The 24,916-nt window shown below is 35.4% G+C and carries 25 protein-coding genes and 5 pseudogenes; 6 read left to right on the forward strand and 24 right to left on the reverse strand.

What is annotated here, in order from left to right; genetic code table 11:
- Positions 1-490 precede the first annotated feature (490 nt).
- Positions 491-1,951 carry a glucosyltransferase domain-containing protein gene (locus tag AB1I62_RS08895; protein ID WP_367019181.1) on the reverse strand — a complete coding sequence of 487 codons (1,461 nt, stop codon included), beginning with the start codon at positions 1,949-1,951 and terminating at the stop codon, positions 491-493.
- A gap of 524 nt (positions 1,952-2,475) precedes the next feature.
- Here AB1I62_RS08895 and AB1I62_RS08900 point away from each other — a divergent pair.
- A complete protein-coding gene (locus tag AB1I62_RS08900; RefSeq protein WP_367019182.1) occupies positions 2,476-3,660 on the forward strand; it encodes an IS110 family transposase in 1,185 nt (394 codons plus the stop codon).
- Positions 3,661-5,028: 1,368 nt separating this feature from the next.
- On the opposite strand, the gene AB1I62_RS08905 is transcribed toward AB1I62_RS08900, so the two are convergent.
- The 6 genes and pseudogenes from AB1I62_RS08905 to AB1I62_RS08930 all read right to left on the reverse strand — a co-directional run bounded on the left by AB1I62_RS08905 (position 5,029) and on the right by AB1I62_RS08930 (position 8,381).
- Positions 5,029-5,286, reverse strand: a complete 258-nt coding sequence (locus AB1I62_RS08905; protein WP_367019183.1) for a hypothetical protein — start codon at positions 5,284-5,286, stop codon at positions 5,029-5,031.
- 112 nt (positions 5,287-5,398) lie between these two features.
- Positions 5,399-5,530: a hypothetical protein gene (locus tag AB1I62_RS08910; protein WP_367019184.1), complete on the reverse strand. Its 132-nt coding sequence runs from the start codon at positions 5,528-5,530 to the stop codon at positions 5,399-5,401.
- Between the two features lie 542 nt (positions 5,531-6,072).
- Positions 6,073-6,351, reverse strand: coding sequence for a type II toxin-antitoxin system YafQ family toxin (locus AB1I62_RS08915; RefSeq protein ID WP_367019185.1), 279 nt, complete (start codon positions 6,349-6,351; stop codon positions 6,073-6,075).
- Entirely contained in the window at positions 6,338-6,802 is a 465-nt protein-coding gene (locus tag AB1I62_RS08920; protein WP_367019186.1) for a type II toxin-antitoxin system RelB/DinJ family antitoxin, read from the reverse strand. The genes AB1I62_RS08915 and AB1I62_RS08920 overlap by 14 nt, the downstream gene beginning before the upstream one ends.
- A 155-nt stretch (positions 6,803-6,957) precedes the next feature.
- The gene (locus AB1I62_RS08925; protein WP_367019187.1) at positions 6,958-7,269 is read right to left on the reverse strand and encodes a hypothetical protein; all 312 of its coding nucleotides are present in this window, start codon (positions 7,267-7,269) and stop codon (positions 6,958-6,960) included.
- A 389-nt stretch (positions 7,270-7,658) separates the two neighbouring features.
- Positions 7,659-8,381 (reverse strand): annotated as a pseudogene (locus tag AB1I62_RS08930) (ArsR family transcriptional regulator).
- Between the two features lie 193 nt (positions 8,382-8,574).
- On the opposite strand from AB1I62_RS08930, the pseudogene AB1I62_RS08935 reads away from it, so the two are divergent.
- A pseudogene (locus tag AB1I62_RS08935) lies at positions 8,575-9,054 on the forward strand (transposase); the annotation flags it as partial.
- A 110-nt stretch (positions 9,055-9,164) separates the two neighbouring features.
- Positions 9,165-9,539 (forward strand): transposase, encoded by a 375-nt coding sequence (locus AB1I62_RS08940; RefSeq protein ID WP_367019429.1) that lies wholly within the window; start codon positions 9,165-9,167, stop codon positions 9,537-9,539.
- A gap of 119 nt (positions 9,540-9,658) precedes the next feature.
- On the opposite strand, the gene lacD is transcribed toward AB1I62_RS08940, so the two are convergent.
- The 5 genes from lacD to AB1I62_RS08965 are packed head-to-tail and all read right to left on the reverse strand — an operon-like array spanning position 9,659 to position 13,352.
- Positions 9,659-10,645 carry a tagatose-bisphosphate aldolase gene (gene lacD, locus AB1I62_RS08945; RefSeq protein ID WP_367019188.1) on the reverse strand — a complete coding sequence of 329 codons (987 nt, stop codon included), beginning with the start codon at positions 10,643-10,645 and terminating at the stop codon, positions 9,659-9,661.
- A 12-nt stretch (positions 10,646-10,657) separates the two neighbouring features.
- Positions 10,658-11,584, reverse strand: coding sequence for a tagatose-6-phosphate kinase (gene lacC, locus AB1I62_RS08950; RefSeq protein WP_016178525.1), 927 nt, complete (start codon positions 11,582-11,584; stop codon positions 10,658-10,660).
- Positions 11,585-11,596: 12 nt separating this feature from the next.
- Positions 11,597-12,112, reverse strand: a complete 516-nt coding sequence (gene lacB, locus AB1I62_RS08955) for a galactose-6-phosphate isomerase subunit LacB (RefSeq protein ID WP_010731482.1) — start codon at positions 12,110-12,112, stop codon at positions 11,597-11,599.
- An 18-nt stretch (positions 12,113-12,130) separates the two neighbouring features.
- On the reverse strand, positions 12,131-12,559 hold the full coding sequence (lacA, locus tag AB1I62_RS08960) for a galactose-6-phosphate isomerase subunit LacA (protein ID WP_016178526.1): 429 nt from the start codon (positions 12,557-12,559) through the stop codon (positions 12,131-12,133).
- Between the two features lie 19 nt (positions 12,560-12,578).
- The gene (locus AB1I62_RS08965) at positions 12,579-13,352 is read right to left on the reverse strand and encodes a DeoR/GlpR family DNA-binding transcription regulator (protein ID WP_010731480.1); all 774 of its coding nucleotides are present in this window, start codon (positions 13,350-13,352) and stop codon (positions 12,579-12,581) included.
- 164 nt (positions 13,353-13,516) lie between these two features.
- On the opposite strand from AB1I62_RS08965, the gene AB1I62_RS08970 reads away from it, so the two are divergent.
- Genes AB1I62_RS08970 through AB1I62_RS08980 form a run of 3 tightly spaced genes read left to right on the forward strand, consistent with a single transcriptional unit; the run spans position 13,517 to position 15,793 of the window.
- Positions 13,517-14,008, forward strand: a complete 492-nt coding sequence (locus AB1I62_RS08970) for a PTS sugar transporter subunit IIA (protein ID WP_016178527.1) — start codon at positions 13,517-13,519, stop codon at positions 14,006-14,008.
- Between the two features lie 42 nt (positions 14,009-14,050).
- Complete coding sequence (locus AB1I62_RS08975) at positions 14,051-14,353, forward strand: PTS sugar transporter subunit IIB (protein WP_016178528.1); 303 nt, start codon at positions 14,051-14,053, stop codon at positions 14,351-14,353.
- A 21-nt stretch (positions 14,354-14,374) separates the two neighbouring features.
- Entirely contained in the window at positions 14,375-15,793 is a 1,419-nt protein-coding gene (locus AB1I62_RS08980; RefSeq protein ID WP_367019189.1) for a PTS transporter subunit IIC, read from the forward strand.
- 415 nt (positions 15,794-16,208) lie between these two features.
- Here AB1I62_RS08980 and AB1I62_RS08985 read toward each other — a convergent pair whose 3' ends face one another.
- The 12 genes and pseudogenes from AB1I62_RS08985 to AB1I62_RS09040 all read right to left on the reverse strand — a co-directional run bounded on the left by AB1I62_RS08985 (position 16,209) and on the right by AB1I62_RS09040 (position 23,656).
- Positions 16,209-16,961 (reverse strand): DeoR/GlpR family DNA-binding transcription regulator, encoded by a 753-nt coding sequence (locus AB1I62_RS08985; protein ID WP_367019190.1) that lies wholly within the window; start codon positions 16,959-16,961, stop codon positions 16,209-16,211.
- 784 nt (positions 16,962-17,745) lie between these two features.
- A pseudogene (locus tag AB1I62_RS08990) lies at positions 17,746-18,393 on the reverse strand (transposase zinc-binding domain-containing protein); the annotation flags it as partial.
- Between the two features lie 451 nt (positions 18,394-18,844).
- Positions 18,845-18,996: pseudogene (locus tag AB1I62_RS08995) on the reverse strand (transposase); the annotation flags it as partial.
- A 282-nt stretch (positions 18,997-19,278) separates the two neighbouring features.
- On the reverse strand, positions 19,279-20,223 hold the full coding sequence (locus tag AB1I62_RS09000) for a N(5)-(carboxyethyl)ornithine synthase (protein WP_367019191.1): 945 nt from the start codon (positions 20,221-20,223) through the stop codon (positions 19,279-19,281).
- Between the two features lie 55 nt (positions 20,224-20,278).
- Entirely contained in the window at positions 20,279-20,668 is a 390-nt protein-coding gene (locus tag AB1I62_RS09005) for a Txe/YoeB family addiction module toxin (RefSeq protein ID WP_367019192.1), read from the reverse strand.
- Between the two features lies 1 nt (position 20,669).
- On the reverse strand, positions 20,670-20,918 hold the full coding sequence (locus AB1I62_RS09010; protein WP_367019193.1) for a prevent-host-death protein: 249 nt from the start codon (positions 20,916-20,918) through the stop codon (positions 20,670-20,672).
- 60 nt (positions 20,919-20,978) lie between these two features.
- A complete protein-coding gene (locus tag AB1I62_RS09015; protein WP_367019194.1) occupies positions 20,979-21,110 on the reverse strand; it encodes a hypothetical protein in 132 nt (43 codons plus the stop codon).
- Positions 21,107-21,579: pseudogene (locus tag AB1I62_RS09020) on the reverse strand (DNA/RNA non-specific endonuclease); the annotation flags it as partial. The pseudogene AB1I62_RS09020 and the gene AB1I62_RS09015, both read right to left, overlap by 4 nt.
- 506 nt (positions 21,580-22,085) lie before the next feature.
- Positions 22,086-22,355 (reverse strand): type II toxin-antitoxin system RelE/ParE family toxin, encoded by a 270-nt coding sequence (locus AB1I62_RS09025; RefSeq protein ID WP_367019195.1) that lies wholly within the window; start codon positions 22,353-22,355, stop codon positions 22,086-22,088.
- Positions 22,345-22,578, reverse strand: a complete 234-nt coding sequence (relB, locus tag AB1I62_RS09030; protein ID WP_202521446.1) for a type II toxin-antitoxin system RelB family antitoxin — start codon at positions 22,576-22,578, stop codon at positions 22,345-22,347. Before relB ends, AB1I62_RS09025 begins: the two co-directional genes overlap by 11 nt.
- Before the next feature lie 259 nt (positions 22,579-22,837).
- Positions 22,838-23,311: an AAA family ATPase gene (locus AB1I62_RS09035; RefSeq protein ID WP_367019430.1), complete on the reverse strand. Its 474-nt coding sequence runs from the start codon at positions 23,309-23,311 to the stop codon at positions 22,838-22,840.
- Positions 23,312-23,479: 168 nt separating this feature from the next.
- Positions 23,480-23,656: a hypothetical protein gene (locus AB1I62_RS09040; protein WP_367019196.1), complete on the reverse strand. Its 177-nt coding sequence runs from the start codon at positions 23,654-23,656 to the stop codon at positions 23,480-23,482.
- Positions 23,657-24,916 lie beyond the last annotated feature (1,260 nt).

Genomic DNA, 24,916 nt, shown 5'->3' on the forward strand with positions numbered 1-24,916 from the left:
TAATCATTATAAAGAACACGATCCTAAGAAAATTATAAAAATCAAAAGGACCATTTATCACGAAATATTTTAAATAATTGTTTTCAATCAGAGAATTTTTGTATACAAACATTGAAAAAGTTTCTATCCCTAATCCAAACACAAACAGTATACACTGATAATACCAATATTTTCTTCTTGACAATCCCTTGTTTAAATCAAAAATATTTTCCAAATCTATATCCCTCCAAACCTACTAATGCTACTTTATGTATTTATTTACAATACCATTGTAATTGGCAAATACATAAAATAGCAAATAATATCCTAAAACAGCTATGATTTTTTCTTACAAAGTATACATTTCTGGTTTAATTTATCCTATTTTAGTAAAGTAATTGTCTATTAGCCAATATATAAGACTTAAGACTGGCTCTAGGGGTGAGACAGCCTCTAAGGTTATAACTTATTTTGGCCTTTCAATTGCCTTGATATTACTTTTATTTTAGGATTATTTAACATGAACAAATATTTCTGAATCTTTTACATAAATGTCATGATAATAATTAGATTTCATTAACTCACTTTCTTCTTTATTCAACGCGTTAATATCAAAAATCTCCATGTTCACATTTAAACCAGTGTACGTTCTAAATAAAAACTGATTTGGCCAATAAAGGGCTTCATTTGGTGGAACCAGTTCTTTTAATATAGGATAATTCTTCGAACTATTGACAAATACTGGCGAATCCTTAAATAAAGACGTACTATGCACGGTCACCGTGTCACGGTTCACTAGGTCTTTTAAATCATCGGCTAATATCATACTTTGTCGTTCAAAGGATTCCTTTTGGTGACTTAACGCACTAGCATAAACAAATGTAAAAGATAAAAGGTAAACACAGAAGAGACAAACCGCTGTTTTTGACACATATCCTAGCACGTTTTTAGAAGTATTTGCCAAAGTAAGCATGATAACTGAAACTACAAAAAAACTAAATCCATAGCCGTACCTAGGTGAAATTAAAAGAAGCTTTTCCGGAAAGATTAAAAAGACGCCGTAACTCAAAATAGAACCTAAACATAGAAACAATACTACGTATAAAAAGCTTTTAACAGGCGATACTTTCGCATTAAGAACCGTACTTAAAACAAAGAAAATTACTAGAATAAAAAACAACAGTATCCATAGTTTTGTACTCTGCTCAGTTATTTTTGACAGATACATTTGACTATTTACTAAGATTGTTTTAGGTATATCCTTAACGCTCGCGATTGTTGTCATACCGCCTCGTGTTGCTATTTCAGGGTTAAATTTTGTTTCAATAAGATAAAGAAACATGGCGCTTATATAGCTAATCATAGCTACAATCGCTTTTTTAAGCACATCAATAAACGATTGATTGTCTAACAGCTGTTTCAGTGATAATGCTAACACCATCACCACATAGATCCCTGAAGACGCCTGATAAGTATTACACATCAAAAAAATGCTTAAAATAGAAACAACCAAAAATAAGACTTTATTTTTATTCCAAAAAAGAAGTGGAATAACAGAAAATAAAAGACTCAAAGACATGTAAGGACTGTCAAATCTGAAACTTAAATTTTGTAAAAACCAAGGATTAAATCCTACCAACATGGATGCTGTTAAAGCTAAAAAAGATAGCTTCTTATGAAAAGAGCAAACAATGATAATCCCTGTCACTGATACAATGAGTCCAGAAAGAATATGCGTCCACAACCCCATATCCGTAAGATGTTTACTTCCTTGAACTAACCAAGAACCAATTTCGCTACCCCAGCGAGAATAACTTCTAGCAAAGTCCGTATTGCCATCGATTTGTCTGCCTGTATCATCAATATAAGGGAAATTGATTATCCCTATACTTAAAACTAACACTTGACACATTACTACATTTGTAATTAACAGATTTTTATTAGCCAAAAGCCAACTTTGAAACTTATTCATTTTTTCACTCCTAAACTTTTATTAGAAATCCCCCTAAAAATACGCACATTTTTGGCTTTAAAAAGTTCCTTACACTAATCTTACAAGATTCTAAAACTAAAAACCACTTTTTTATAACTTATATCCAAATATATAAATAAAAAAGAAAATATTTTGTAGTGAGACTTAAAAATTAGACAAAATACCGAATGGAGAAATCTGGTCGGGATTTTTATGGAAAAATTTAGTTTTGAATTCAAACTAAAGAAGCTGTGACAAACACCCATGGCGGTTCCCGCCACCAAACAGAATGAAAACGAAAAAGAATCGACCTACAGGTCATTTCCTGTCATACTAAAACTGACAGGAGTGGCTTGTAGGTCGATTACTTATTGAGGTTTTTCTCCAAGTTGACCTTGAGTGACAAACTAGATCATTCTACTTATTTGTACCAATCATTAGGTCATAGAACCTGCGTATAAAAATAAATCATTTCTATAAGTAGAATAGCCTCTTCTGAACTTTTTTTCAGGAGTTTTTTTATTATGGAAGATGTCCTTCGTTCTTGTTGTGCTGGATTAGACATCCATCAAAAAGTCATTGTTGCCTGTGTTATTCGCTCTATTGATGGAAAAAAACGCCCGGAAAAGTTTTTCGCTAGCTTCGATACCACTACTCGTGGGTTGTTCGAATTATCTGATTGGTTGGTGTCCTATGACGTCACACATATCAGTATGGAAAGTACTGGAGTCTATTGGAAATGTGTCTGGCGGATTCTACAGAACCATTTTGAGCTACAATTGGCCAATCCTCGTCAGATCAAAAATATCCCGGGAAAGAAAACCGATATGAAGGATGCGGAATGGATCGCCCGCCTTACTCGTTTGGGTGTCGTTCCTACCAGTTTCATTCCACCGGAACCGATTCAGGAATTGAGAGACTTGACTCGGTATCGCAAGCATTTGGTGGAAGACTTGAATCGGGAAAAGAATCGTGGGCATATGGTTTTACAGAATGCCGGAATCAAATTGACTTCAGTGATAAAAGATATCTATGGAAAATCCGGAAGAGCCTTACTTTATGCCTTGGTTGAGGACAAACCCATTACAGAAAGTCTCATTCTAGCGTGTGTTTACACTACTTTACGTAGAAAAGTTCCTCAATTGATGGAATCCTTAGAAGGATTCATGACACCACATTATCGTAAAATGTTGGCTCTTCATCTCACTCAAATCGAGTGTTTGGAAAATCAAATAAAAGAAGTCGAAGAAACAACCAACGACTATCTCGCGCCTTATGAAGAGTATGTGGAACATTTAGAGGAAATACCAGGAATCAATCGCCGAACGGCAGCTGTCGTACTAGCAGAAATTGGGTTAGATATATCGGTATTTCCGACAGCCGGACATTTAGCTTCGTGGGCGGGAGTCTGCCCGGGAAACAACCAGAGCGCCGGGAAAACGCGAAGTAAAAGAGTAAGGAAAGGCAATTCTTATTTGAAAAAAGTATTGGCTCAGGGAGCAGCGGCGATTTCCCAAGGGAAATCTAATCGAATACGGGCATTTTTCTTTCGTATAAGAAAGAACGCCGGTCATAAAAAAGCAATTATTGCGACAGTACATCTACTGTTGCGAATCATTTATCGGATGCTTTCCGATCAGTCCCGTTACCAAGAACTTGGAGGAAGTTATTTATCAAATAGAAAGAACACCTCAATCACGATTAATTGAAGTGCTCTATACCATTTTGGCTAACTATGCGATTAGTAGGAGGTAGCCTTTTTTTGTTTTTTTAGAGTTTTAGTTTTCGTATAAAAAGTCATTTTCGTTAAGCTAAAAACGAATGAAAAAATGTCGATAACCACAATCATTCGTTTAAGATTTTATGAATCATTCTGGAAGGCTGTAAAATTGATACTTTATAAGTATAAAGAAGATGACTTCAAATTCATTGTTCGAATTTTGAAGTCATCTTTTTACTTATATCACAGCCTCAAAGCAGGCATATCTTATTTATCGAAAAAATATGGAGTGAAATCAGAACAGCGGATGTAAAATTGGTTCAATGCTTATCACGTGTTCGATGAAGAAGGTCTTCTGCGAAAAAGTCAAAATCTTCTTTGTTCATTTCAAGATAGATGTGATAGAGTTATAGCTGTCTTATCGTGAAGTACTAATCATTTAGAGATAAATAATCCTACATTAATCGCCAACTAAATGAAAATCTTTCGTGCAGAAAGAGTAGATCAGCTATTAAAGACGAAACCATCGTATCGAAGAAAAAAGGAAACAAAAAGACAAATGAATCAGTCGTACGCATCATCGGCAGCCTCCGAGAATCATTCAACTAGTTGAGCTTCTTGAAACATTGAACTTTCCGAAAGCAACCTATAGGTATTGGCAAAAAAATGGTTCATCCAGAAAAAAATGAAGAGGAAACTTTTAAAATAAAAAGTTGACATAAAAATTGTAGCTGCTTACATATGATAAAGGAATTGTGAAAACGTGGATTCCATGTTACCAAGAAAAAGGTTCAACGTTTGATTCGAAAGCTGGATATTAAAATCCAATCATTTACGAGAAATCTCGTCAGTATGATTTTATCGTGAGAAAAATGGAACTATTGTGAAAAATCGAATGCATCAATACTTTTACACAACTATTTTTCATCAAAAGATTACAACAGATGCAACAGAACTAAAATGTTTTGAATCGGATAAATACGCTATCATTCGTAAAAAGAAGCTGTATTTTGATCCCTTTTTAGATATGTACAACAGCTTATCCTATCTCTAAGAATCCGGATGTATTAGCTATTATGGGAAACTATCCATATAACGGAAGATTATGTATATCGTCAAACCTTTCACTCTAATCAAGGATAGGGTTATAAAATGAAGGCCTATAGTAATAAGTTGAAAGAACGTAAGATCTTCCAAAGTATGTTCCGTAAAAATACCTGATTATATAATTTGACCATGAAGAATTTCTTTAGTCTATTACAGCAGGAAATTTGTCACGAAAGAGAATACCATAGCTTTGGAGAATTGAAGCAAGCCATTGAACGTTTATTACTACAATTCTGTAATAATAATTCCATCAAAAACGCGGATATCTAGAGACCCCTAGTTCTTCATCAACAGAGTATCGATACTTGTTTCCGTCAGTATAACATTTTTGAGAAAATATAACCTCTCCAAACGTAAAAACCACAACACGTGAATCCGTTTTTACATATTTCCAGTCCTGTGCTTTGATTTCCATTCCAACTTTAGTTTCAATGCACTTAATCTTTTTTATAAACTGTTCAATAACTTTTTCTTGATGGATTTGCTCAAACACTAATTCATTAAACATATACAATTTCCTTATACTAGTTTTTCTATAAGCATATGAAAACAACTGTTTTTTATCGAATAAATTTTTGTTCCAAAAAAGTCAATCGAAAGTTTTTTCTTTAAATAGGCAATTAGCCACCATTCTTTTCTAACACATGAGCTTCGTACAAAGTATATAAAGTCTTGCTAGTCATTTGTTCAAGTTCTTCATACGTAAAATCACTATTTTGTACAATCAACAAAATCATTTGTTCTCTTTCCATTTTCTCCATCTCCCAATACATGTATTTCTAATAACAAATAAGATTATATTCCCTAATCCAAATAAATACATACTCCATTAGAACAAGTTTTCTCCCATATACTCTTTAAACATCCTATTTTTTTATTACTCGCGCTTATTTTTCTATAGTTAACACCCGTAATGTTTCAGCTTCCAAGACACTTGAACAAACTCGGTTTTAGGAAAAACTAGCTTGTTCGCTTTATCCGTTTCCAAAGAAGTGGATGTACAGACTCCCTAATCATCTATCAGTCATTCAGCCAGTATAATCTAACAATTACCAAGGGTAAAATGCACGCTACACGCCTTTGACAACCGTCAGAACATGGTTTCAAGCCAGTTATACCGAACGACCAATAGACGAAAAGGGACTTAATAGCGTTCCACTTTGATCTTTGACAACTGAAAACCAAAATCAAACAAGCAGATTTTCGTCTAAAGTAACACATCCACCCGTGAGAACGGGGGGGATGTGTTACTGATTACTTAATTTTGAAGTCTCATATCCCATCATTTATGAGATTAAAAAAGTTCATCATGACTTCCTGTACGTATCATTGTTAGGATTAAATTTTTATCATCAATCCTGTAAATTAGTAACCAGTCTTTATCTAAATGTAGTTCTCTGTAACCTTTCCAGTTTCCTTTTAAAGCATGGTCTCTATATTTTCTTATCAATTCATCTGAGTTGTTTGTGACGAGCAAAGTAGCTACTTTTTCTAGCTTTTTCATGTCGTAATGCTTTTTCATCATTCTTTTATAATCTCTTTTAAATATAGACGTGTACTCAATTGTCAGCATTTAAATGCTCCATCAATTCTTCCACTGAATCAACTTTTGTTGTCAATCCATTTTCTACTTCATAGCGGGCAATAACATTTTCAATGGGTTCTCTGCCTGGTTGAAAAGGCAAACGTTGTTCTCGCACACTTTGCTTTAAGAACATTGTAACAGCTGTGGTTAAATCCATTCCCATATCTTTATAAACTTCTTTTGCTTGCTCTTTTAAATCTCCATCAATCCGAATACTAAGTCGTGATACAGTCATGAAATCACTTCCTTTCTTTAAAGCTAAGCATACCACATTGTTATCACATTGGCAACACAGCGGGGTAATTGTTTTATCCCCATTGTTTTCTAAGACATGTGCCGCATATAGGCTATCAATACTAGCCATTGATAGTTTTTCTAGTTCTTCATAAGTGAAGGCGCTGTTGCGTAAAATCAAACTTATTTTTTCTTCTTTGGTCATGATTCCTAACTCACTTTCATTATTCTATCCATTTTTCTTGTGCCATCTTCATACTTACCTATTTTTTATATTAGTCCACGAGTGGATAATCACCCGTGGAACTTACTATCATTTTCTAAAAATAGAGTAATCTACTTATCTTAAAACTTTCTTTTTTATATAAAATTTTCTAGGGTTCCGCTGACAATATCTCGCTTATACCATTCGCTAAAATCCTGTACCATTCCATTTGCTCTATATTCATCTTGTTCTTTGGCTACTTCTTCATTCATAGGATCAAGAGCGGTTGGTTTGTCTTCTTGAATAGCATAACAGCCCATCCAAGTGGTGAAATCTCCTTCAAAACAACCATCAATTTTTAAATGTCGTTTTGTCAGCTGTTCGTTTTCTTGTTTTTTTAATCCTTTTACAAATTTGTTATCGTTAAACTTTTTCGGTCCCCTCTTTCGATTTTTTTGTGGTTTCAACAACCATTTTTGTCTGGTGTGAGTGAGGGAAGCTGTTCGCTTCTTTGACTCATGCTAGGACTTGTTGCACTCTTCCCCTTTTTCGTTTTTAGATTTGATTGTTCATTTTCGCCAGTATATTTCGGTCGGTTGATGTGCTGTAAAAGTTTCATAGACAAAAAAACAAGGGCGAGCTTGCTCGTTTATATACCCTTGTGTTTTCGACTGGCTGTGATACTGTAACAAACAGCAGTAGATTGTTACATACGGCAATGCACTATCATAAAAACGAGTGAGCGGGAACAAATCCGTAAAAGCGTGAGCCAAAGAAGCGAAATTCAATGCACTTAAAAGAACTAGTCGCAAAGCGGCTAGTTCTTTCCTTATGTTTTTATTCTTGTGCTACCGTACTATTTCGTTTTTTGTCCATGTGTCCCACTCCAATTAATAAATCTATATTCTTTTAGTAATCGTTTCATTTCATGTTCAAATTCTTCTGCACAAAATAAATGTAGTCGTTCAAAAACTTCCTCTGATTTTTTCACCTTGTTGATAAATGAAATACTCTCTAAATAATTCTTCCTTTATGATTGGACTAGGTGTAACATAAATTAAACGAGCGTCTTCATAAGTTTTTAATTGCTTAATATATTTTGGAAAGACCCCTTCACGATAACGATTCCTTGTTTTTAAAGTCAATTCGATTTCAAATTGCCACTCCACTTCTCGTCCGTTCTCACCAGCAAAAACGAAAATAAAATCAGGGACAAAGTATTTTACACCTTTTTTATTTTTCTTTTGGTCTTTGACTTCATAGACTTTCCGTCGTTCTGAAACCACTGCTTTTAAATGAGGGTGACTATGGCAAAGCTGCAATATTTTAATGAGATAATCATTGATTTGTAAATGGTGCTACAATTGTATTCGGGAACTTTGGGTAATGTGTAATAACCTCCAATATAATTATGTCCTTCTTTTGTAAGATAATAAAAAGTGTTCATTCCATTTTGTGATCTAGCAATAAATTTCTCTGTCTTTAATAAACTTAAATGTTTGTATACCGTTCTTTCTGTGGATAGTTGCCCAATTTGAAAAAAAGCAATCAATTGTTGAGTGGGAATAATGAATGTGATGGTTGAACGGTATTATGGATTGGATGTGCACCAGAAAACAGTTGTTGATTGTTTGCTTGTAGGATCTTTTTCTACGAGTCGGTCAAAGAAACGGATCAAGACTTTTGGTACGGGAACTTTTGAGTTGCGAGCACTCGCTTCGAGGCTCAAAAAACAAAAAATCACTACGGTATTGAAGTAAAGTACAGGACAATATCGGCGCCTCATTTGGTCTGTTCTTGAGGAAAATCAGTTTCGTTTAATCCTCGCCACCCCACAATACATTAGAGGGCTCGTTGGTCGAAAAACCGATCAAAAAGATACCGAATGGATTGCCGAGTTAGGGAGTATGGGACTGGTCGCTTCAAGTTATGTCCTTACTCTGGATATTCAGGAATTGCAAGCATTGACCAGAACACGTTCGAAAATAGTTTCTGAAGTGACCCAGCATAAAAATCGAATCCACAAAGTACTACAGCAGGCGAACATCAAACTTACAGGATTTCTTTCTGATATTTATGCAAAAACGGGGAGAAAATTGATAGACCTGCTTCTTTGTGGTGAAAAATTGACGGAGAAAAGCGTCACGAAGTGTCTTCATGCAAAAGTCCGCGTTTCTCCACAAGATATCCTTTTAGCGTTAGATGGGACTCTTTCAAAAGTACATCGATTGTCTAGAAACGCAGATTCATGAATTAACCACTGATATTCAAAAAAAGAATCGCGCCTCATCAGGAAGTCGTTGATAAGTTACGCACCATCCCAAGGGTGAGTCAAACGACGATCGAAGTGATCTAGGCTGAAATCGGCCTAGATATTTCAGCGTTTCAATCAGAAAAATACTTAGCTTCATGGGTAGGGCTATGTCTGGGAAACTATGAAAGCAGCGGGAGCGGTTGGATCAGAAAATCCGCTCATATCACAAAAGGAAACAAGTACTTGCGAACAGTACTTTATCACGCTGGACGAACGGCGGAACAGTCCGGAAATGTTGAATTTTCGGAATTCTTTCACCGAATAGCCAGTCGCGGAAGTAAACAGAAAGCTGTAATCGCGACTACACACAAAATCTTACGAGTCCTTTATAAAACCTTAGAACTGCACTATGAACAAACAAGTGTGTCAGACTTAACTAAAAAAGGCTACCGCATCGAGCCGCAAACTCATTACGATAGCTAAAAAATTCCATCCACTTACAGTATATAGGCGGACAGTCTTTTTGCGTAATTTTCGAGGAACACAATTAATTATTTTCATATAAAAAGACTACAAGCAATTGTGCTTCACAGTCTGATTTCTTATGATAAAGAGTTCGTTAACACTTCCACCGGTGTAGCAGTTTCTTTCAATACGGTATTTAATTCTTCAATATTTTTACGCCCTTGCGTATTCATCCACTCCAATGCTGCTTCTTTTCCATCAACGATATAACTTTCTACACCATCTGCCCAAGTCGCACGGCCGCAGAGTACGCCATTGAAGGTTGAGCCGGCATTTTTCGCGAAGCGCAGTGTTTCTTGGAATAATTCGGCCTTCACGCCAGCGCTTAGGAAAATAAATGGCAGGTTAGTGGCTTCAGCCTGTTCCTTGAAGAAGTTAGCCGCTTGTGCCTTTGTGTACACGACTTCGTCTGTCCCATAGCCTTCCACATAATTCATATTGACGGGTACTTCCACCTTTAACACATCTACGCCATAACGTGGATCAGAAAATTCCTTCATCATATCGTTGACTTTATGAGGTTTCTTAATGGCGTATTCTTTCGAAGTCGCATCAGAGATATTCGCATCATAAGAAACAAGCTCCAAGAAGAAGGGTAAGTTTTCAGCCTGACATTCTGAGCCGATTCGTTCAATAAAGGCATGTTTTTGATTGTTAATCTCTTCTGCTTCATCGACATCATAGTAAAGTAGGAACTTACAAGCGTCGGCGCCTGCTTCTTTTAAACGTTTAACTGACCAGATCGATAATAAATCTGGTAAACGGCCGGGAGTTGACGCATCGTAACCAGTTTTTTCATAAGCTAACAGCAAGCCGGCATTTTTTGCTCTAACGTCAGCTGCTGGCAAGCCATATTCGGGATCTAATAAAATCGATGAAGCATATTTCGTTAATTGTGAAGAAACAATTTCTTTAAATTCAACGATTTCTGATTCTTCTGCTTCGCTGCCCTTGAATTTTGTGATCATCTTCTTCAAAGCCCCGCGTTGATCAATTGCTAAGGCCCCAATCACTCCATCTTCATTGCATAGTTGCTTGATATATTGACGTTTTTCTTCGTTCATTTCCGTATCCTCCTACACTTTCTCCACTAAGATTTGATCATATAGTTTTTGATAATTGGCTAATTGGACATAGCCAGTCGTCGCTTCCTGAGCATTCAGCATTCCTAAAACATTGCCCTGTTTTAACACGGCTTCATCCGAAAGACCTTGTTGAATCGCAGCGGTCAATCCGGCAACGGTCGCATCACCAGAGCCAACTGGATTGACGACATCAATCTTTGGAATTGTCACGCGATAAAAAGTCTCGTGATGTTTGGCAAAGGCTCCGTCGCCCCCCATTGAAACCACTATCCATTCAATTTCATCAAACATCGAATCTGACAAGGCGGCTTTTAAATCTGATAATTCTGTTGAGATTTCTCGTCCTAGCAGACCAGCCAGCTCTTCGGTATTGGGTTTTATTAGCTTAGGCTTTACACTGCCTCGCAACACTTCCCTTAATGCTGTCCCTGAACAATCTAAAACGACAGGCTTTGGCTGACAAACTTGCAGCATTTGTCGATAAAAATCAGCAGGCAATCCTTCTGGCAAGCTTCCTGAAAAAGAAATGATTTCGGCTTTAACAGCTAATTTTTCGAAATGTTGCAAGAACGCTCTTGCTTCTTGTTCAGTAATAACAGGTCCATTTTCTAGGATTTCCGTCTGTTTTCCTTCATGTAAAACAGCGATGCAATTACGTGTCTCTCCGCTGATAGGTAAAAAGTCATGAGCAATCTCATTTTGAGTCAGGTCCTTTTTAATCTCTTCACCTAAAAAACCGCCGATTAAACCACTAGCAATCACCTCCGTATCTAATTGCTTCAAGATACGTGTCACATTTAGACCCTTACCGCCAGCTGTTTTGCGAACATTTCTTACTCTATTGACTGTGTCGAGCTTGAAGGTTTCTAATGGATAAGAAATATCAATCGAGGGATTCATCGTTATTGTTAAAATCATTTGTCCACCCGCTTAATCGTGGTATTCGCCACGATCCCATTTCTCGATAAATTCATCGAAGAAATGCGGATCAGACTGCTTGTCACTGGCTTTTTCGACGTGATCGATTTTGGCGATCAATTTTTTGTTTTCTTCAGTTTCTTGATAATCGGCATTGATGAAGGCCTCTAATATGTCACAGATCAAAAATTCTCCCGTAATCCGAGCGCCAAAGCCGATCACATTGGCATTTAGTTGTTCCTTCGCATAGATAGCAGTCGTCATATCGCGAACCAGCGCACTGCGGATACCAGGTACTTTATTGACAGCGTTGTTAATCCCAACACCTGTTCCACACAAACAAACTCCTAGATCTGCTTCTCCGCTAGTCACGGCCTCTCCGACTTTTTTTCCGTAGATCGGATAATGGGTTCTGGTAAAGTCATAGGTCCCCATATCCAACACTTCATGTCCTTTTGATTTTAAGAAATCTGATACTGCCATTTTTGTATCTGTGACGATGTGGTCACAGCCAATTGCGATTTTCATTTCATTCATCCTTCCTAATTACGCCATTTTATTTAACATGTCGACACGTACTTGATGACGACCGCCATCATAATTTGCTTGTAGAAATTCCTTAACAATATTCAATGCCAACTCATCGCCAACAATTTTTGATCCAAATGTGATCATCCGGGAATTATTATGTTCACGGGTCATATACGCACTGCGTTCATCCGAAACTTCTGCCGCTACCATTCCTTTAACCTTTGTTGCCGTGATAAAACTGCCAGCACCGTAGCCATCAACCGCGATTCCTAAACTACCTTCGTTTTCATTCAAATCATTTGCGATCGCCAAAGTTGATTCCACAAAATCTTCTGAAGCCGTTTCACTCTTATCTACTACTGTTATACCTTTCTTGATCAATTTTTTCTTGATTAATTCCTTTAATTCCATGCCATCACTGTCTGAACCAATTACTACACGCATTTTTGTTTCCTCCTATTTTTTACTGAATGATTTTAGTGAATTGCTGATAATAACTCTTCAGCTCGGCTGAAAGAGTAGAATCCGTAAATAATTTGTCGATCTTGCGCAAATCATAGAAATTATAAAAATCGCTATGGTCGAATTTGTTTGCATCTGAAACCAAACATTTTTCTGCCGCATTATCTAAAACAATTTTTTGCAAGGTACCTTCTTCAATACTGAAATTCGAAACCTCCGAACCCTTCAATCCATTCACTCCGACAAAAGCCTTCTTAATACCGATTTTTTGAACAGCTTCATTGGCAATTGAACCGACAAAGGCTCCAGTCTTTTCCCGATAAAGCCCACCGATCAAATACAGTTCAAATCTTTTTATTTCACTTAATAGATTGAAAACCGGCAGACTATTGGTAACGATTCGGAGAGATGACGGCTTGATGTATCGTGTCATTAATTCGATCGTTGTACCCGATCCAAGAAAAATCGTGTCGTCTTCTTGATTGATATGAGCCGCCGCATTTTTAGCGATGTATTCCTTCTCTTTTGTATGCAGCTTCTTTTTTTCAGTATGAGAAAGCTCGTTTGCTTCTATAGAAGTCGACATTTCCAGATAATCGATTTTTTGTGCACCGCCATGAACGCGTAAAAGCTTTTTCTTCTGCGCGAGTTCCTCTAGATCTCGGCGGATCGTCATATCTGAAACATTCAGTACTTCCTGAATAAATTTGACTGTGATCGTCCCATAGCGATCACACATCGCTAAGATCGAACGCTGTCGTTCTGTTTTCAGCATATTCTGTACCTCCACGACCCTATAATAAAACATTTACAAACATTTTTCAACACATATTGTTTGTTTATTTTCGTTTATGTGTTGACAATGATTTTGTAAGCGATTATACTCAACGTGTAAATAGATAAATAAACATAAACGAACTAATAAAGGAGCTGTTTTGTGTGAATAAATTCTTTTTCAAAGACACGGTCTATGTTTCTGACAAGCAATCGCAAGAAGAAGTGTTCGAGCAAGTCTATCAAGATCTGTTAAAGAAAGAATTGGTAACCGAAGATTTTTTGGAGAACCTTTTAGAACGGGAGCGTAATTATCCGACGGGATTGGATCTCTCACCTGTCTCTAAAATATTGCCAGATATCGCTATCCCTCATACCGAAAGTGAGTTTGTGCGAACCACCCGTATCATTCCAATCAAAGTAAAAAATGAAATCCCTTTCTACAACATGATCTCGCCAAGCGATCAGATTTCCGCTTCATTTCTTTTCATGATCTTGAACGAAAATGGTGAAGCACAGGCTGGCATGTTGGCTAATATCATGGATTTCATTAATTCTGTTGACAAAGAAAAACTGTGTTCGTTTTTCAAATTAGAGGACACAGAAGCGATTTATCATTTTTTAGAAGAACATTTTTATATAGAAGTCTCTGCCTAACCGCAGGATAAAAAATAAACTTATTTTAAGGGGAGAATTATTATGATCAAAATTTTAGCAGCATGTGGAGCAGGAGTTAATTCAAGCCATCAAATCAAAAGCGCTTTGGAAACTGAATTGAAAAATCGTGGCTATCAAGTCACCTGTGACGCCGTTATGATCAAAGACATCAATGAAGAAATGCTTTCTCATTATGACATTTTCGCACAAATTGCCAACACCGACTTGGGTTTTAACATTAACATCCCTGTCGTTGATGCAGGTGCTATTCTTTATCGTATTCCTGCTATGGCTGAGCCTGTTTACCAAAGTATGGAAAGCGCAATCCAATCATTAAACAAATAGGACTAAAGAAAGGAAAAACATATGAATACAATTATTGATATTGCCAATAAAGTATTTACCCCCCTAATTAATTTAGGGGCGGCACCGTTAATGACCATCGTATTAACTGTTATTGCTTTATTTTTTAAAGTAAAACCGTCACGCGCTCTTGAAGGCGGGATCAAATTAGGGATCGCCCTGACTGGGATCGGAGCTATTATTGGAATTTTAACTACTGCTTTTTCAGAAGCTATGACAGCTTTTGTTGAACGCACAGGTATTTCATTAAACATTACAGATGTCGGTTGGGCCCCACTAGCAACCATCACATGGGGGTCGCCATACACGCTTTATTTTTTACTAATTATGGTGATCGTCAATATTATCATGTTAGCAATGAAAAAAACCGACACATTAGATGTGGATATTTTCGATATTTGGCATTTAGCAATTGTTGGTTTGTTCGCGATCTTCTGCGGTGCTAATCTGTTTATTGCTTCTGCATTAGTTATTTTCATTGGTGTATTAAAAATTTGGAACTCCGACTTAATGAAACCAACCTTCAATGACTTGTTAAATGCACCAGACAGCAACCCGATGACCACGACTCATATGAACTACATGATGAATCCGATTATTATGGTTTTCGATAAAATTTTCGACAAAATCTTCCCTTGGTTGGATAAATATGATTTCGATGCTGCCAAATTGAATAGTAAAATTGGCTTCTGGGGATCAAAATTCGCGATTGGAATTTATTTGGGGATTTTTGTTGGATTACTAGCAGGACAAACACCAACGCAAATTTTCTCGCTAGCCTTTACCGCTGCCGTCTGTTTGGAATTGTTCTCTTTGATAGGCGCTTGGTTCATCGCAGCCGTAGAACCGTTATCACAAGGGATTACCGATTTTGCCAATAAACGACTAAAAGGACGTACCATCAACATAGGTTTAGACTGGCCTTTCTTAGCAGGCCGCGCTGAAATCTGGGCTGCCGCCAACGTATTAGCACCAATCATGTTGCTAGAAGCCATCATCTTACCAGGAAATAAATTATTGCCACTAGGCGGAATCATCGCAATGGGTGTTACCCCAGCACTATTGGTCGTAACTCGTGGAAAATTAATCCGTATGATCGTAATCGGCGCGATCGAATTACCATTATTCTTATGGTCAGGTACCTTGATTGCCCCGTTCGTTACTCAAACAGCTAAAGCAGTCGGAGCCTTTCCAGCCGGCTTGAGCGGGTCCGCCATGATCTCTCATACAACGATGGAAGGCCCGATTGAAAAATTCCTAGGCTATTTAGTCGGTAATGCTTCTCAAGGACAAATCGAATTTGTGATATACGCTGCCTTAGCATTAGGTGCATACCTTTTAATCTTCATTTGGTACGCTCGTCAAATGAAAAAACGCAATGCTGCATACGCAGCTGAAAAAAAAGAGAAGGTCAGCGCATAACATGACTTATACAGCCGAAGCTAAATAAGCTAGAAACACCCCGAATGTCTTTAGACTTCGGGGTATTATTTTACCTATAAAAAATAAATAGATGTAAAAACCATTTCAAAAAGCATAGCCCATCTCTTGCCACACCCAATAAAGAAATTATCAACGTTTATGCTGCTTTTCACCTCCTTTAAGCTTGCCTTTGTTGGTATTCCTCAACGATTCTTTTTGTTTCTTGTTTGTTCTGTACTTTTTTTGACTTTTTGTTGTTTGATTGCGGATTCTTTGACTTCTTTTTTTCAAATGTTGTATCAAGTATTCGGGGGAATTAGAAATGTTGCACCCTAAATATAACATAATTTGCTTAAATTCAAGGCTACAAAAAAACTACCAAGTTCTAATTATCTAGAGTTTGGCAGTTTTTCATTTACACAACATATTTTTCTTCTTTTTCGATTTTTTCATAATGCTTTTGTTCATCATCATCCGTTATAACTACTGTTACATCATTTAGATTATAATACACTGAAAAATCTCTTTTCCCAATTTTCGAATGATCAATCAATAAAAAGCGTTCAACAGAATTATTCAGAGCAATCTGTTGAGTTTGGCCCTCTTCAAAAGTCGAAGTCATAATTCTCTGTTCATTTAAAGCATTACAGCTGAAAAACGCTTTATGAAAATTCATATCCTGTAGCGATTTATTCGTGATCTCACCAACAAAGCATTGAGTCGCTTCCCGCATCTCGCCACCCAATAGATAGATTTTTCGATTCCCTTTTCGCTTATTTAATTCTTCAAAAACAGGCAAACAGTTTGTAACAATCCGCAGTGAATCCCCTTGAATGATTTTTGACATGAGCTCGATTGTAGTTCCTGGTCCAAGAAATATCGTATCACCATCATTGATCATTTCATTCGCCTTTTCCACAATCCGCTGCTTTTCTTCTTGCAGCATAATCTGTTTTTCTCTATGAGAAAGCTCCACATGCCGATAAAAATCTTTCAATTTCGCTCCGCCATGGACGCGTTCTAATAATCCTTGTTTCTCCATTTCGTCCAAATCACGTCGGACTGTCATATCCGAAACCGAAAACTTCTTCATAATATCGCTGACTCGTACTGTACCGTTAACCTCTAATAACGACATGATCGCTTGGAATCGATCCGTTTTTAACATTTCATCGCCTCTTTTCTTTTTAAGACTATCAAATTCTTAAGAAAAGTGTTAGAACAAGTTTTCTTAAGAAGCCTTTCACTGGAAGAAAAGCAAAATATTTTCAGAATTTGTAAGCTGCTATTCTAAAAAAATAAAACCGAACAAGCATGCCTATCATAGTTACAGCCTTGTTCATTCGACTTTTATCTTCAATCATTTTATTTAATCTGAAGTTATTGTGCAAGTTCAAAAACAAAGTAGTGTGTGTCTGAATTTTAGTTAGGTTACTCTTTAATAAAAAATTTAGAAGATTATTATAAGGATAGAAATGAAGAACGTTTTTCGCCAACAACTAAATAAACTTAGCTGTTTTTATTTTTCGAACTAAGTTTAACACGTTCGTTTGTTATTTTCAATACTGTTGCCACACTTTATCGAACGTATATTCTTTTTATCTGTTCTACCATTTTGATACCCTACTGACATAAATCTTCGTTGGTTTCTTTTCCTTTTCTCCTTCTTTTTTCATCTTTCCTTTAGGAGTGTCCATAATTTCAAATTTTTTTATACTCTCCCGTCATGAATATCTGTTGTCTTATCAAGGTTTTATATCACTAAATAATCAATCAATCTAACTCAATTGACTGTATTAATCTTACTACGATTTAAACCATTCTAAAATGATTTCTTGGTCAATATCTTAGTCAAATATTTCTCATTTAACGTGGAGCGTTAATAATGTGTACTTAAATATTTTCTAGAAGAATTTCGATTAGTTGATTCATTTCTTTCAAACTGAGAAATTCTATCGGCTAAAAAGTCTTCTAGTACATTTTGCATATATCTTCTTTCTATGAGTAAAATACCATGATAAAGAAACCATCCCATAAAATATGATAAACGTATCTCTTAAATACACTGGCTCTTTATAATTTTTTATTCTTACTAAAGCAAACAACGCTTCTTTCCTGTTTAATTCTTGCACACTTGCGTAAACTAAGTTAAAGAACCTTTCATTATCATTGATTATCCTAGTATTAGTTAGGAAAGAAAGAATCATATCTTTCGGAAAACTCATATCTAACTCCTGCAGCTCATTTACTTTCCCCAGTTCCCTTTCAAGAGCTCTTATGTCTCTGGTATACATAGCAAAAGCGACCGTAAATTCAGAAAGCACCATTACAACCCAGACTATAACTACTATCAAATTAGTTACCTCAAGATATGATAAAACTAACAGCGCAACTATTGTCACTATCGTAACTAACAAACTGATGAACTGAAATTTATCATAATATATTTCTTTCATTTGCTTAATAAACCGTGTAAAGATTACGTGCCGATGTGTCACTTTAAACATATCATTCGCCACAACCGCTGACCACCTTTGGCTTTCAACTGTTGCACACGTTGTACAGAACTTCCCACGACATTTCAAGGGAACAAACTTTGTTTGATGACATCCTTCTCAGACAAACAGTCGGTATCCTTTTCAAATATCTCCACAATATCTAAACTTGTTTACTTCCCGTTTGACGACTATCCGAATCTTTCGCTCGTGTTTCTCAATAAAATTATCCCAATTATGGTGTTCGTCAAAAAAGATTGCTTCGAGAATATTCGCTTTCATAGTAATATTTTACTTGTTCAAAAACAAAGTAATACAGCCACCCGTTCTCACGGGTGGCTTTTTAACACCTCTAGAAGAGGTCACTACTCGCCTACTCCATAAATGGAGCTTTCTAAAAGACCACCAACCGCTCTTCGCTCGCTACTTTATTTCTTTTTCTTCATTTTGAATGGATCAACGTATTCTCGTTTACTTATACTATCTCGGATTCGATCAGTGGTACTTTTACCAATATGTGAATATGATCTGGCATTGCATCTGCTTCGATTATTTATACCTCTTTCATCTCACAAAGCTTCCGCAAAATTCTTCCAATATCTTTTCTTAATTCCCCTTAGATTACTTTTCTTCTATATTTTTGGGTGAAAACTATGTGATACTTACAATTCCATCTGTATGTGATAAACTTTTGTCGTCTTTAGACATAGAAAACAATCAAAAAGACTCTATTACATTTAAAAATCTATTGAAAGGTCCAAAACCTCTATTGCTATCTGGCTACATTAAAATTATTCCAGTCCTAATAAAATAAATCATAAATATTAGTTGAGAAACAACTTCATACAGTAAACAAGGAAAAAAATTTACTTTTCTTCGTTAACAGTCCTAACGCTACAATGTAAAAGATTCCTAGGATAAAGGTATATCCTCTAAACTTTAGAAAATCTACAAACAAATCCTTTTTCTCCCCCGTAAATAATAAACTTGTTAGGTTTCATCATTCTTAAGACACCATTTAAAGTCCTCTATATCCTTAGAAAAGATATACTTAGAAAACTGCTTACTTAAAATTTTACTAACATTTCTATAAGCTAAAGTAGGTGTATTAGGAACACAATAGATACAGTGATTATCTTCGAAATAAATTGGTTTTTTTATGCTTGTAAATTTATCATTCTTTATAGCATTTCCTGCATCGGCAGCTATATCGATAATAAAACAGCCATCTTTTAATGTTTGTTGCTCAGCTAAGCTTAAAATAGATTGTCCTCGTTCTCCGACTTCAATACCGTTAATGATAATATCAAAATCAGAAAGACAATTTTTAAATTCGGGTAAAGTTCTTCTATAAAACATCGTTACTTGAGTACCGAATTTGAAAAGCGCATAAAAAGCTCCTTGGGAAACATTTCCTGAACCTAGTATTGCAATTCTTTCATTACTTGTCGGAAGTAGTCCATACGAAAGTAAAGCATGTAAAGTACCTGCGTATCCTGCATAAAAACTATTTTCTCTAACAAAATTTGTTGGTATCCATTTTATACGTTTTTGCGTATTTTGATAAAAAAGTGTGGGAAACCGATTATCTAGATCAACAACAATAAGGTTTTTAGGAAGTGCTTGCTGTTCCATGAAATACTTTCCCGAACCTAAAGGATGTGTCCATCCGATTATAATTTGATTTTCTCTAATTAAATGGTAGTCTTCTTTTTGGATAAGTTTTAAAGAGAAAATTCCATCACATTCTTTAAAAATAGTTGCTTTTGTGGTGATAATAGCGCCCTTTTCTTCATAAGCTTTATCTGGAATATTCAATTCATTCCCTAAACCTGTTTGAATATACAATTTATTAGGAAAAGAACCGATATCTTGAGGAAGCAGAGGAACTCTTTTTTCATCTGGAAAATTTGATTTAATAATACCTAATTTCATATGATACCCCTTTCATTTCAGGCTTACGTTACATAATAGTAACTCTGTGTTTTAATTAATTTAAGATTAACTTTTTCTTTATCTCCTGATGTTTCTTATTGATTAGTTGCATCGATTGTCTCTTTATCAGAAACTTTAAATTATCGCATTTGAGAGGATTACTTCGGCACTCCTTTTCATAATGAGACCATGCACTCCAAACATTTACCAAATGTTTTTCTTTTTCTATTGTGTAAACAACCCTGTGTTTGCTGTTAATTCTCATAGAAAAAATTTGTTTGTTTCGAAGACTGAATTTTTCTCTACTTCTAATATTTTCATATGGATTTTTTTTTAGAATACCGATAATATCCTCGTAATCACAGATTAAACCAGTTGCTTTTAGTAAAGGTAGTTGCTTCTTTAATACATCTTTATACACTTTTACTTTCCAATCAGTAGCCATATTAAACTACCTCAAATTCATCATCTTTTTCGTTTTCCATTAGATTAAATACATAGTCCAATGTACCAGTTCTTTGCAAGTAGAGTTCTTCTTGTAAGGTCTCCCATTCTCTTTTAGAAATCATGATAATTCCATCATTCAAGCCGTTTTTTGAATTCATAGTAATTTCTATTTCAGAATTTGAATTAGCTACTTCTTTCAACACTTTAAACATATCTTTTCTTAAATTTGTTGGAGTAATAGTTTTCAAAGCAAACACCTCTTTCTATATATGTACATTATAACGTACACATAAAAGAAATTCAAGTATCTATCCTCCGTTCTTTTCAAGAACATGCGCCACATACAGGCTATCAATACTAGCCATGGGTAGTTTTTCTAGTTCTTCATAAGTAAAGTCACTGTTTAGTACAATCATGCTTATTTTTTCTTCTTTGGTCATGATTCCCAACTCACTTTCATTGTTCGATCGATTTTACTTGTGCCATCTTCATAGTGAAACTCGACGTTTGGCTGTACGTTTTACTCGTATACATTAAAATTAATTGTACCTGCACTGTCAATCGCTTGCAACCAGTAGCCCCTTGGCATGCATTCATTTTCTCTAAAAAAGTTCACTATTTGATACACGACTTTATTTTCGTTGATTTTTGCGCTTCTCGAACCAACTTCTCGAAAATTGTCTGAACTTTTTGATTAGAAAAAGCGGTCTGTGTTGTAAGATTTTTCGGGTTGTCTTTGCTACCTAATTCACCTTTTTTAAAGTTTCTCTCTGTATCAAAGTTAAAACTAGACGTATAGACAAGCAAATACCCTCGGTTGACAATTTCTTTTCAATCAACCTTTTTTGGGTGCCAGCCTGTTGGTTGCCATGCTTGACGTTCTCGCCCTTCGGAACGTCCTATATTTCGTTCACTCCAAATTTTTTTGTTTGTTGCAACTGTTCAATATCCCCGTTCATAGAACACTGCTCCGGATAGAATGAGAAGATCTTGTGCTTGTTTCCGAATTAGAGTTTGTAGCGTACCTGTGAAAACGACGGTTTTATTTTTGAACGACAAGTTTCTTCCTCCATTCTTTTGTTCTCTTTATTGAATCGCAAACGAGAGTATATGAGACGTTGATTTTGAGACAGGTTATTAGAAAAGAGGGACCCTTAGTTTAAAGGATTCCTCTTTCTATTGATTGCTTTGAATTGCTTCTTTTTAAAGTCTCACAAACCATCGTTTTTGAGAGTGTTATCAACAACTTTAATATTTCTGGGAAGCGAGTTTTTAAGAAAATCTAACTCTCTTTTCATCAAGTACTGTAATGTCTTGGTGTTTGAGTAGGTCTCTCAAAATTTCATTTTTAGCATTATAGCTCATTAAACTTCTGGCCATTCCAATCTTCCTGTTTGTCGTTTTTGTGACGTAATTTACTTTTTGTAAATGGTACTTCTATGACCAATTGAAAATATTTGTATAACAATTTCAGAATCACAAATGTTAGCCAATATCCGATAGTTTCCAATTCTATAACGCCATTCTCCACTTCTGTTTCCTGTCAACCCTTTTCCATGCTGACGAGGATCAGCAGTACCTTCTAAATTTTTTCTAATCCATGCAACTATAATTTTGGCTTGGTTTCTATCCATTTTTTTTAATTGTTTCTGTACTTGTGGCATATATACAACTTTATATTTCATTTAACAAATTCTCCATCTCCACTTGAGAAATACCAACCTCCTTTTTCTCCTTGGAAATCTTCATTGCGTTCCGCAAAGTTTTTAAGTCAATTTCATCTTCAATTTTATCTAGTACGGCATTCCGATAAAGTTCGGTTAATGAAGAATTATGAGCTTTTGCATATTCTAATACCAGTTCCTTTTCATCATCAGGAATTCTAAATGTAATTGTTGATTGAGACATGTAATTACCTCCATTCGTTCTTTGTACTAACAGTGTACTAAACAAAATTTTAATTGTCAATACAACGTTAGTACAAACAGCAAGATATCCCCCGTTCTTTTCAAGGACATGCGCCACATACAGGCTATCAGTACTAGCCATTGATAGTTTTTCTAGTTCTTCATAAGTGAAGTCACTGTTTCTGTAACTTTTGTATTTAAATGGCCTGTTTTTTTCGAGAGCTAAATGTCACTATCTGTTTATAGTAGTGACATTTATATTAAATACCTATCACGAGACTATCTCTTGCAACTTCAACTACTTCCACAGTAAACGTAGTCATGTTTTTAATCTTTAAAACACGATCAATCTGTGTAAATAGTCGGTGAATTAAGCGGAAGTTTCCCTTAGTTATCTTTATAACGGAGATAATAGCTTCATAATCAGAAAAATCTTCTAACTTCAGATCAATTCCTAAATCAGCCCATTGATATTCTAAAATATGATGGTTTTTTTCTTTACTCAAATTAGAGAATTCATGAGAAAAACCAATTCTAGAATACAATTGGCGGTAACGAGATAATCGCTTTTCGATTCCAAGCATTCCAATGAAAATCATAGCCAGATTATATTCGTCATAAATACGGCGTAATTGTTCCAAGTGTTGTAGCTTCAACCGATCAATTTCATCAATGATTATCAAGTAAACTCCTTGATAATTCCCTAAATTATCAAAAATATCATTTTCCTCTATGACCCCAGTTTTCCATAAATAATGATTTTTTGTCGCTGCTAGGGCGTAACATCGAGAAAAAATATTATGGCCAATTTTAGTTGCTGCTAAAGCTGGTGCTGTATAAAAAATCGCATGAGCATCAAGAACTTCTTCCGTTGCTTTTAAGGAGATCTCAGTAAACTTAGTTTAATTAATTTTGGGGCTAATTTGATCCCAATTAGTGTAATATCTGGAAAATAATATTTTACCTATTTCTGGAAGACCATAATAAATACCAATATATTTGTTTTTAATACAAGCATCACAAAATTCCGCGAATCGACGATATTCCTTTGTCTCGATAAGCTGTTTTTTCTCACTCATTATAGTACCTCTTTGTACCTCTTTAATTTCGACTTTTTTTGGTTTGTTCTTTTTTTGCATTTCTTTCTTTTTTCAGCGACTAAAAGATCTAAAGTACTTGGTGACTGCAATTCCTTTTTCAGCGTACGTTGGTTGGCGTTTGTTTCTAGCGGAAACTAGCTCATTAAGATCCACGGAGTAATTGGATAATTCTGGCAAAATGCCATTACACAAATATTTATATTCATTAGCGAATACCTTGAAAATGAACGCCATCAGGGTGAATTTTTCTGGTCTTTGCAACTTCTAATAATAATAAGTCTAGCGTTTCTAAGTTTTCAGGTATATTTTTCAGGTATATTAGGTAAGAAATTCTCCTCGTTCCACTTATAAATGGGCGGCATTGTTATAGAAGAGTGTTCGCGATAATTATACTCTTTAATTAAAAAGTCATGTAAGCGTAATTTAAATTCGTGGATAGGCAATAGGATGTCTGTGTTTGAATTGACAATATATCCTATTTGATTTTCTAAGAATAGCTGATTAACCGTTCGATTTTGCCACGTCCCCTTGGAACACCTACTTTTGAAAAAACTAAATGAATTCTTAAATCTACTTCAACCTGTTCCAAATGTTCTGAAGTAAAATCACTGCCATGAATTTTTCTACGGTGTAGTAGACATCACTCTATGGAATATCAATATTTTTAGAAGCAGTGAGAACCTTCAAATATCACTAGATAGAACTAAAAATCAAAAGAATGGCATTCAAAATTGGGACACATAGGAAAGTAATATAGAGTAATTTTAGTTCCAACACTTTCAAAGAGACTTCATTTATCTGAAGTGTTCAAAGAATTAGGCATTAATAATGAGTTCAATACTTAAACCTCATGTAGTGAACATTTTCGTGAAGATCTATGTGCCAGTCAATATGCAGATGTCTGAGCTTTTCAGATATACGGATTAATTATTTGTTTTAATCTTTTCAAAAAAGTACCATTTTTCAGAATAAATTGAGGACGAGATATTAATCTCATCCTCTACCGATTAAATTGTATTTTGATTCTTAATTGTACTGATTCGAATTAGTAATTAAAAGACTTAAGATCAGCTAATGTAGTGTTAACATTTTTGAAAACTCTCGGCAGTAAGGGCATTCTTTATAGCCAACCAAGATTCAATATGAATCATCACTTTTCAGTAGATTAATTAGTTCAGAATCATTTACTTCCTTAATCTTTACAGATTGTTATAGGCCTTCAATTTTATTTTTAGTCTA

Source organism: Enterococcus sp. AN402 (genome assembly GCF_040719405.1).
Lineage (GTDB): Bacteria > Bacillota > Bacilli > Lactobacillales > Enterococcaceae > Enterococcus > Enterococcus faecalis.

Excerpts from the sequence above, each read along its gene's own strand:
- AB1I62_RS08895 (WP_367019181.1), bottom strand. The coding sequence starts at position 1,951 with ATGAATAAGTTTCAAAGTTGGCTTTTGGCTAATAAAAATCTGTTAATT.
- AB1I62_RS08900 (WP_367019182.1), top strand. The coding sequence starts at position 2,476 with ATGGAAGATGTCCTTCGTTCTTGTTGTGCTGGATTAGACATCCATCAA.
- AB1I62_RS08905 (WP_367019183.1), bottom strand. The coding sequence starts at position 5,286 with ATGTTTAATGAATTAGTGTTTGAGCAAATCCATCAAGAAAAAGTTATT.
- AB1I62_RS08910 (WP_367019184.1), bottom strand. The coding sequence starts at position 5,530 with ATGGAAAGAGAACAAATGATTTTGTTGATTGTACAAAATAGTGATTTT.
- AB1I62_RS08915 (WP_367019185.1), bottom strand. The coding sequence starts at position 6,351 with ATGCTGACAATTGAGTACACGTCTATATTTAAAAGAGATTATAAAAGA.
- AB1I62_RS08920 (WP_367019186.1), bottom strand. The coding sequence starts at position 6,802 with ATGACCAAAGAAGAAAAAATAAGTTTGATTTTACGCAACAGCGCCTTC.
- lacD (WP_367019188.1), bottom strand. The coding sequence starts at position 10,645 with ATGAACGAAGAAAAACGTCAATATATCAAGCAACTATGCAATGAAGAT.
- lacC (WP_016178525.1), bottom strand. The coding sequence starts at position 11,584 with ATGATTTTAACAATAACGATGAATCCCTCGATTGATATTTCTTATCCA.
- lacB (WP_010731482.1), bottom strand. The coding sequence starts at position 12,112 with ATGAAAATCGCAATTGGCTGTGACCACATCGTCACAGATACAAAAATG.
- lacA (WP_016178526.1), bottom strand. The coding sequence starts at position 12,559 with ATGCGTGTAGTAATTGGTTCAGACAGTGATGGCATGGAATTAAAGGAA.
- AB1I62_RS08965 (WP_010731480.1), bottom strand. The coding sequence starts at position 13,352 with ATGCTGAAAACAGAACGACAGCGTTCGATCTTAGCGATGTGTGATCGC.
- AB1I62_RS08975 (WP_016178528.1), top strand. The coding sequence starts at position 14,051 with ATGATCAAAATTTTAGCAGCATGTGGAGCAGGAGTTAATTCAAGCCAT.
- AB1I62_RS08980 (WP_367019189.1), top strand. The coding sequence starts at position 14,375 with ATGAATACAATTATTGATATTGCCAATAAAGTATTTACCCCCCTAATT.
- AB1I62_RS08985 (WP_367019190.1), bottom strand. The coding sequence starts at position 16,961 with ATGTTAAAAACGGATCGATTCCAAGCGATCATGTCGTTATTAGAGGTT.
- AB1I62_RS09000 (WP_367019191.1), bottom strand. The coding sequence starts at position 20,223 with ATGAAATTAGGTATTATTAAATCAAATTTTCCAGATGAAAAAAGAGTT.
- AB1I62_RS09005 (WP_367019192.1), bottom strand. The coding sequence starts at position 20,668 with ATGGCTACTGATTGGAAAGTAAAAGTGTATAAAGATGTATTAAAGAAG.
- AB1I62_RS09015 (WP_367019194.1), bottom strand. The coding sequence starts at position 21,110 with ATGACCAAAGAAGAAAAAATAAGCATGATTGTACTAAACAGTGACTTT.
- AB1I62_RS09025 (WP_367019195.1), bottom strand. The coding sequence starts at position 22,355 with ATGAAATATAAAGTTGTATATATGCCACAAGTACAGAAACAATTAAAA.
- relB (WP_202521446.1), bottom strand. The coding sequence starts at position 22,578 with ATGTCTCAATCAACAATTACATTTAGAATTCCTGATGATGAAAAGGAA.
- AB1I62_RS09040 (WP_367019196.1), bottom strand. The coding sequence starts at position 23,656 with ATGAGTGAGAAAAAACAGCTTATCGAGACAAAGGAATATCGTCGATTC.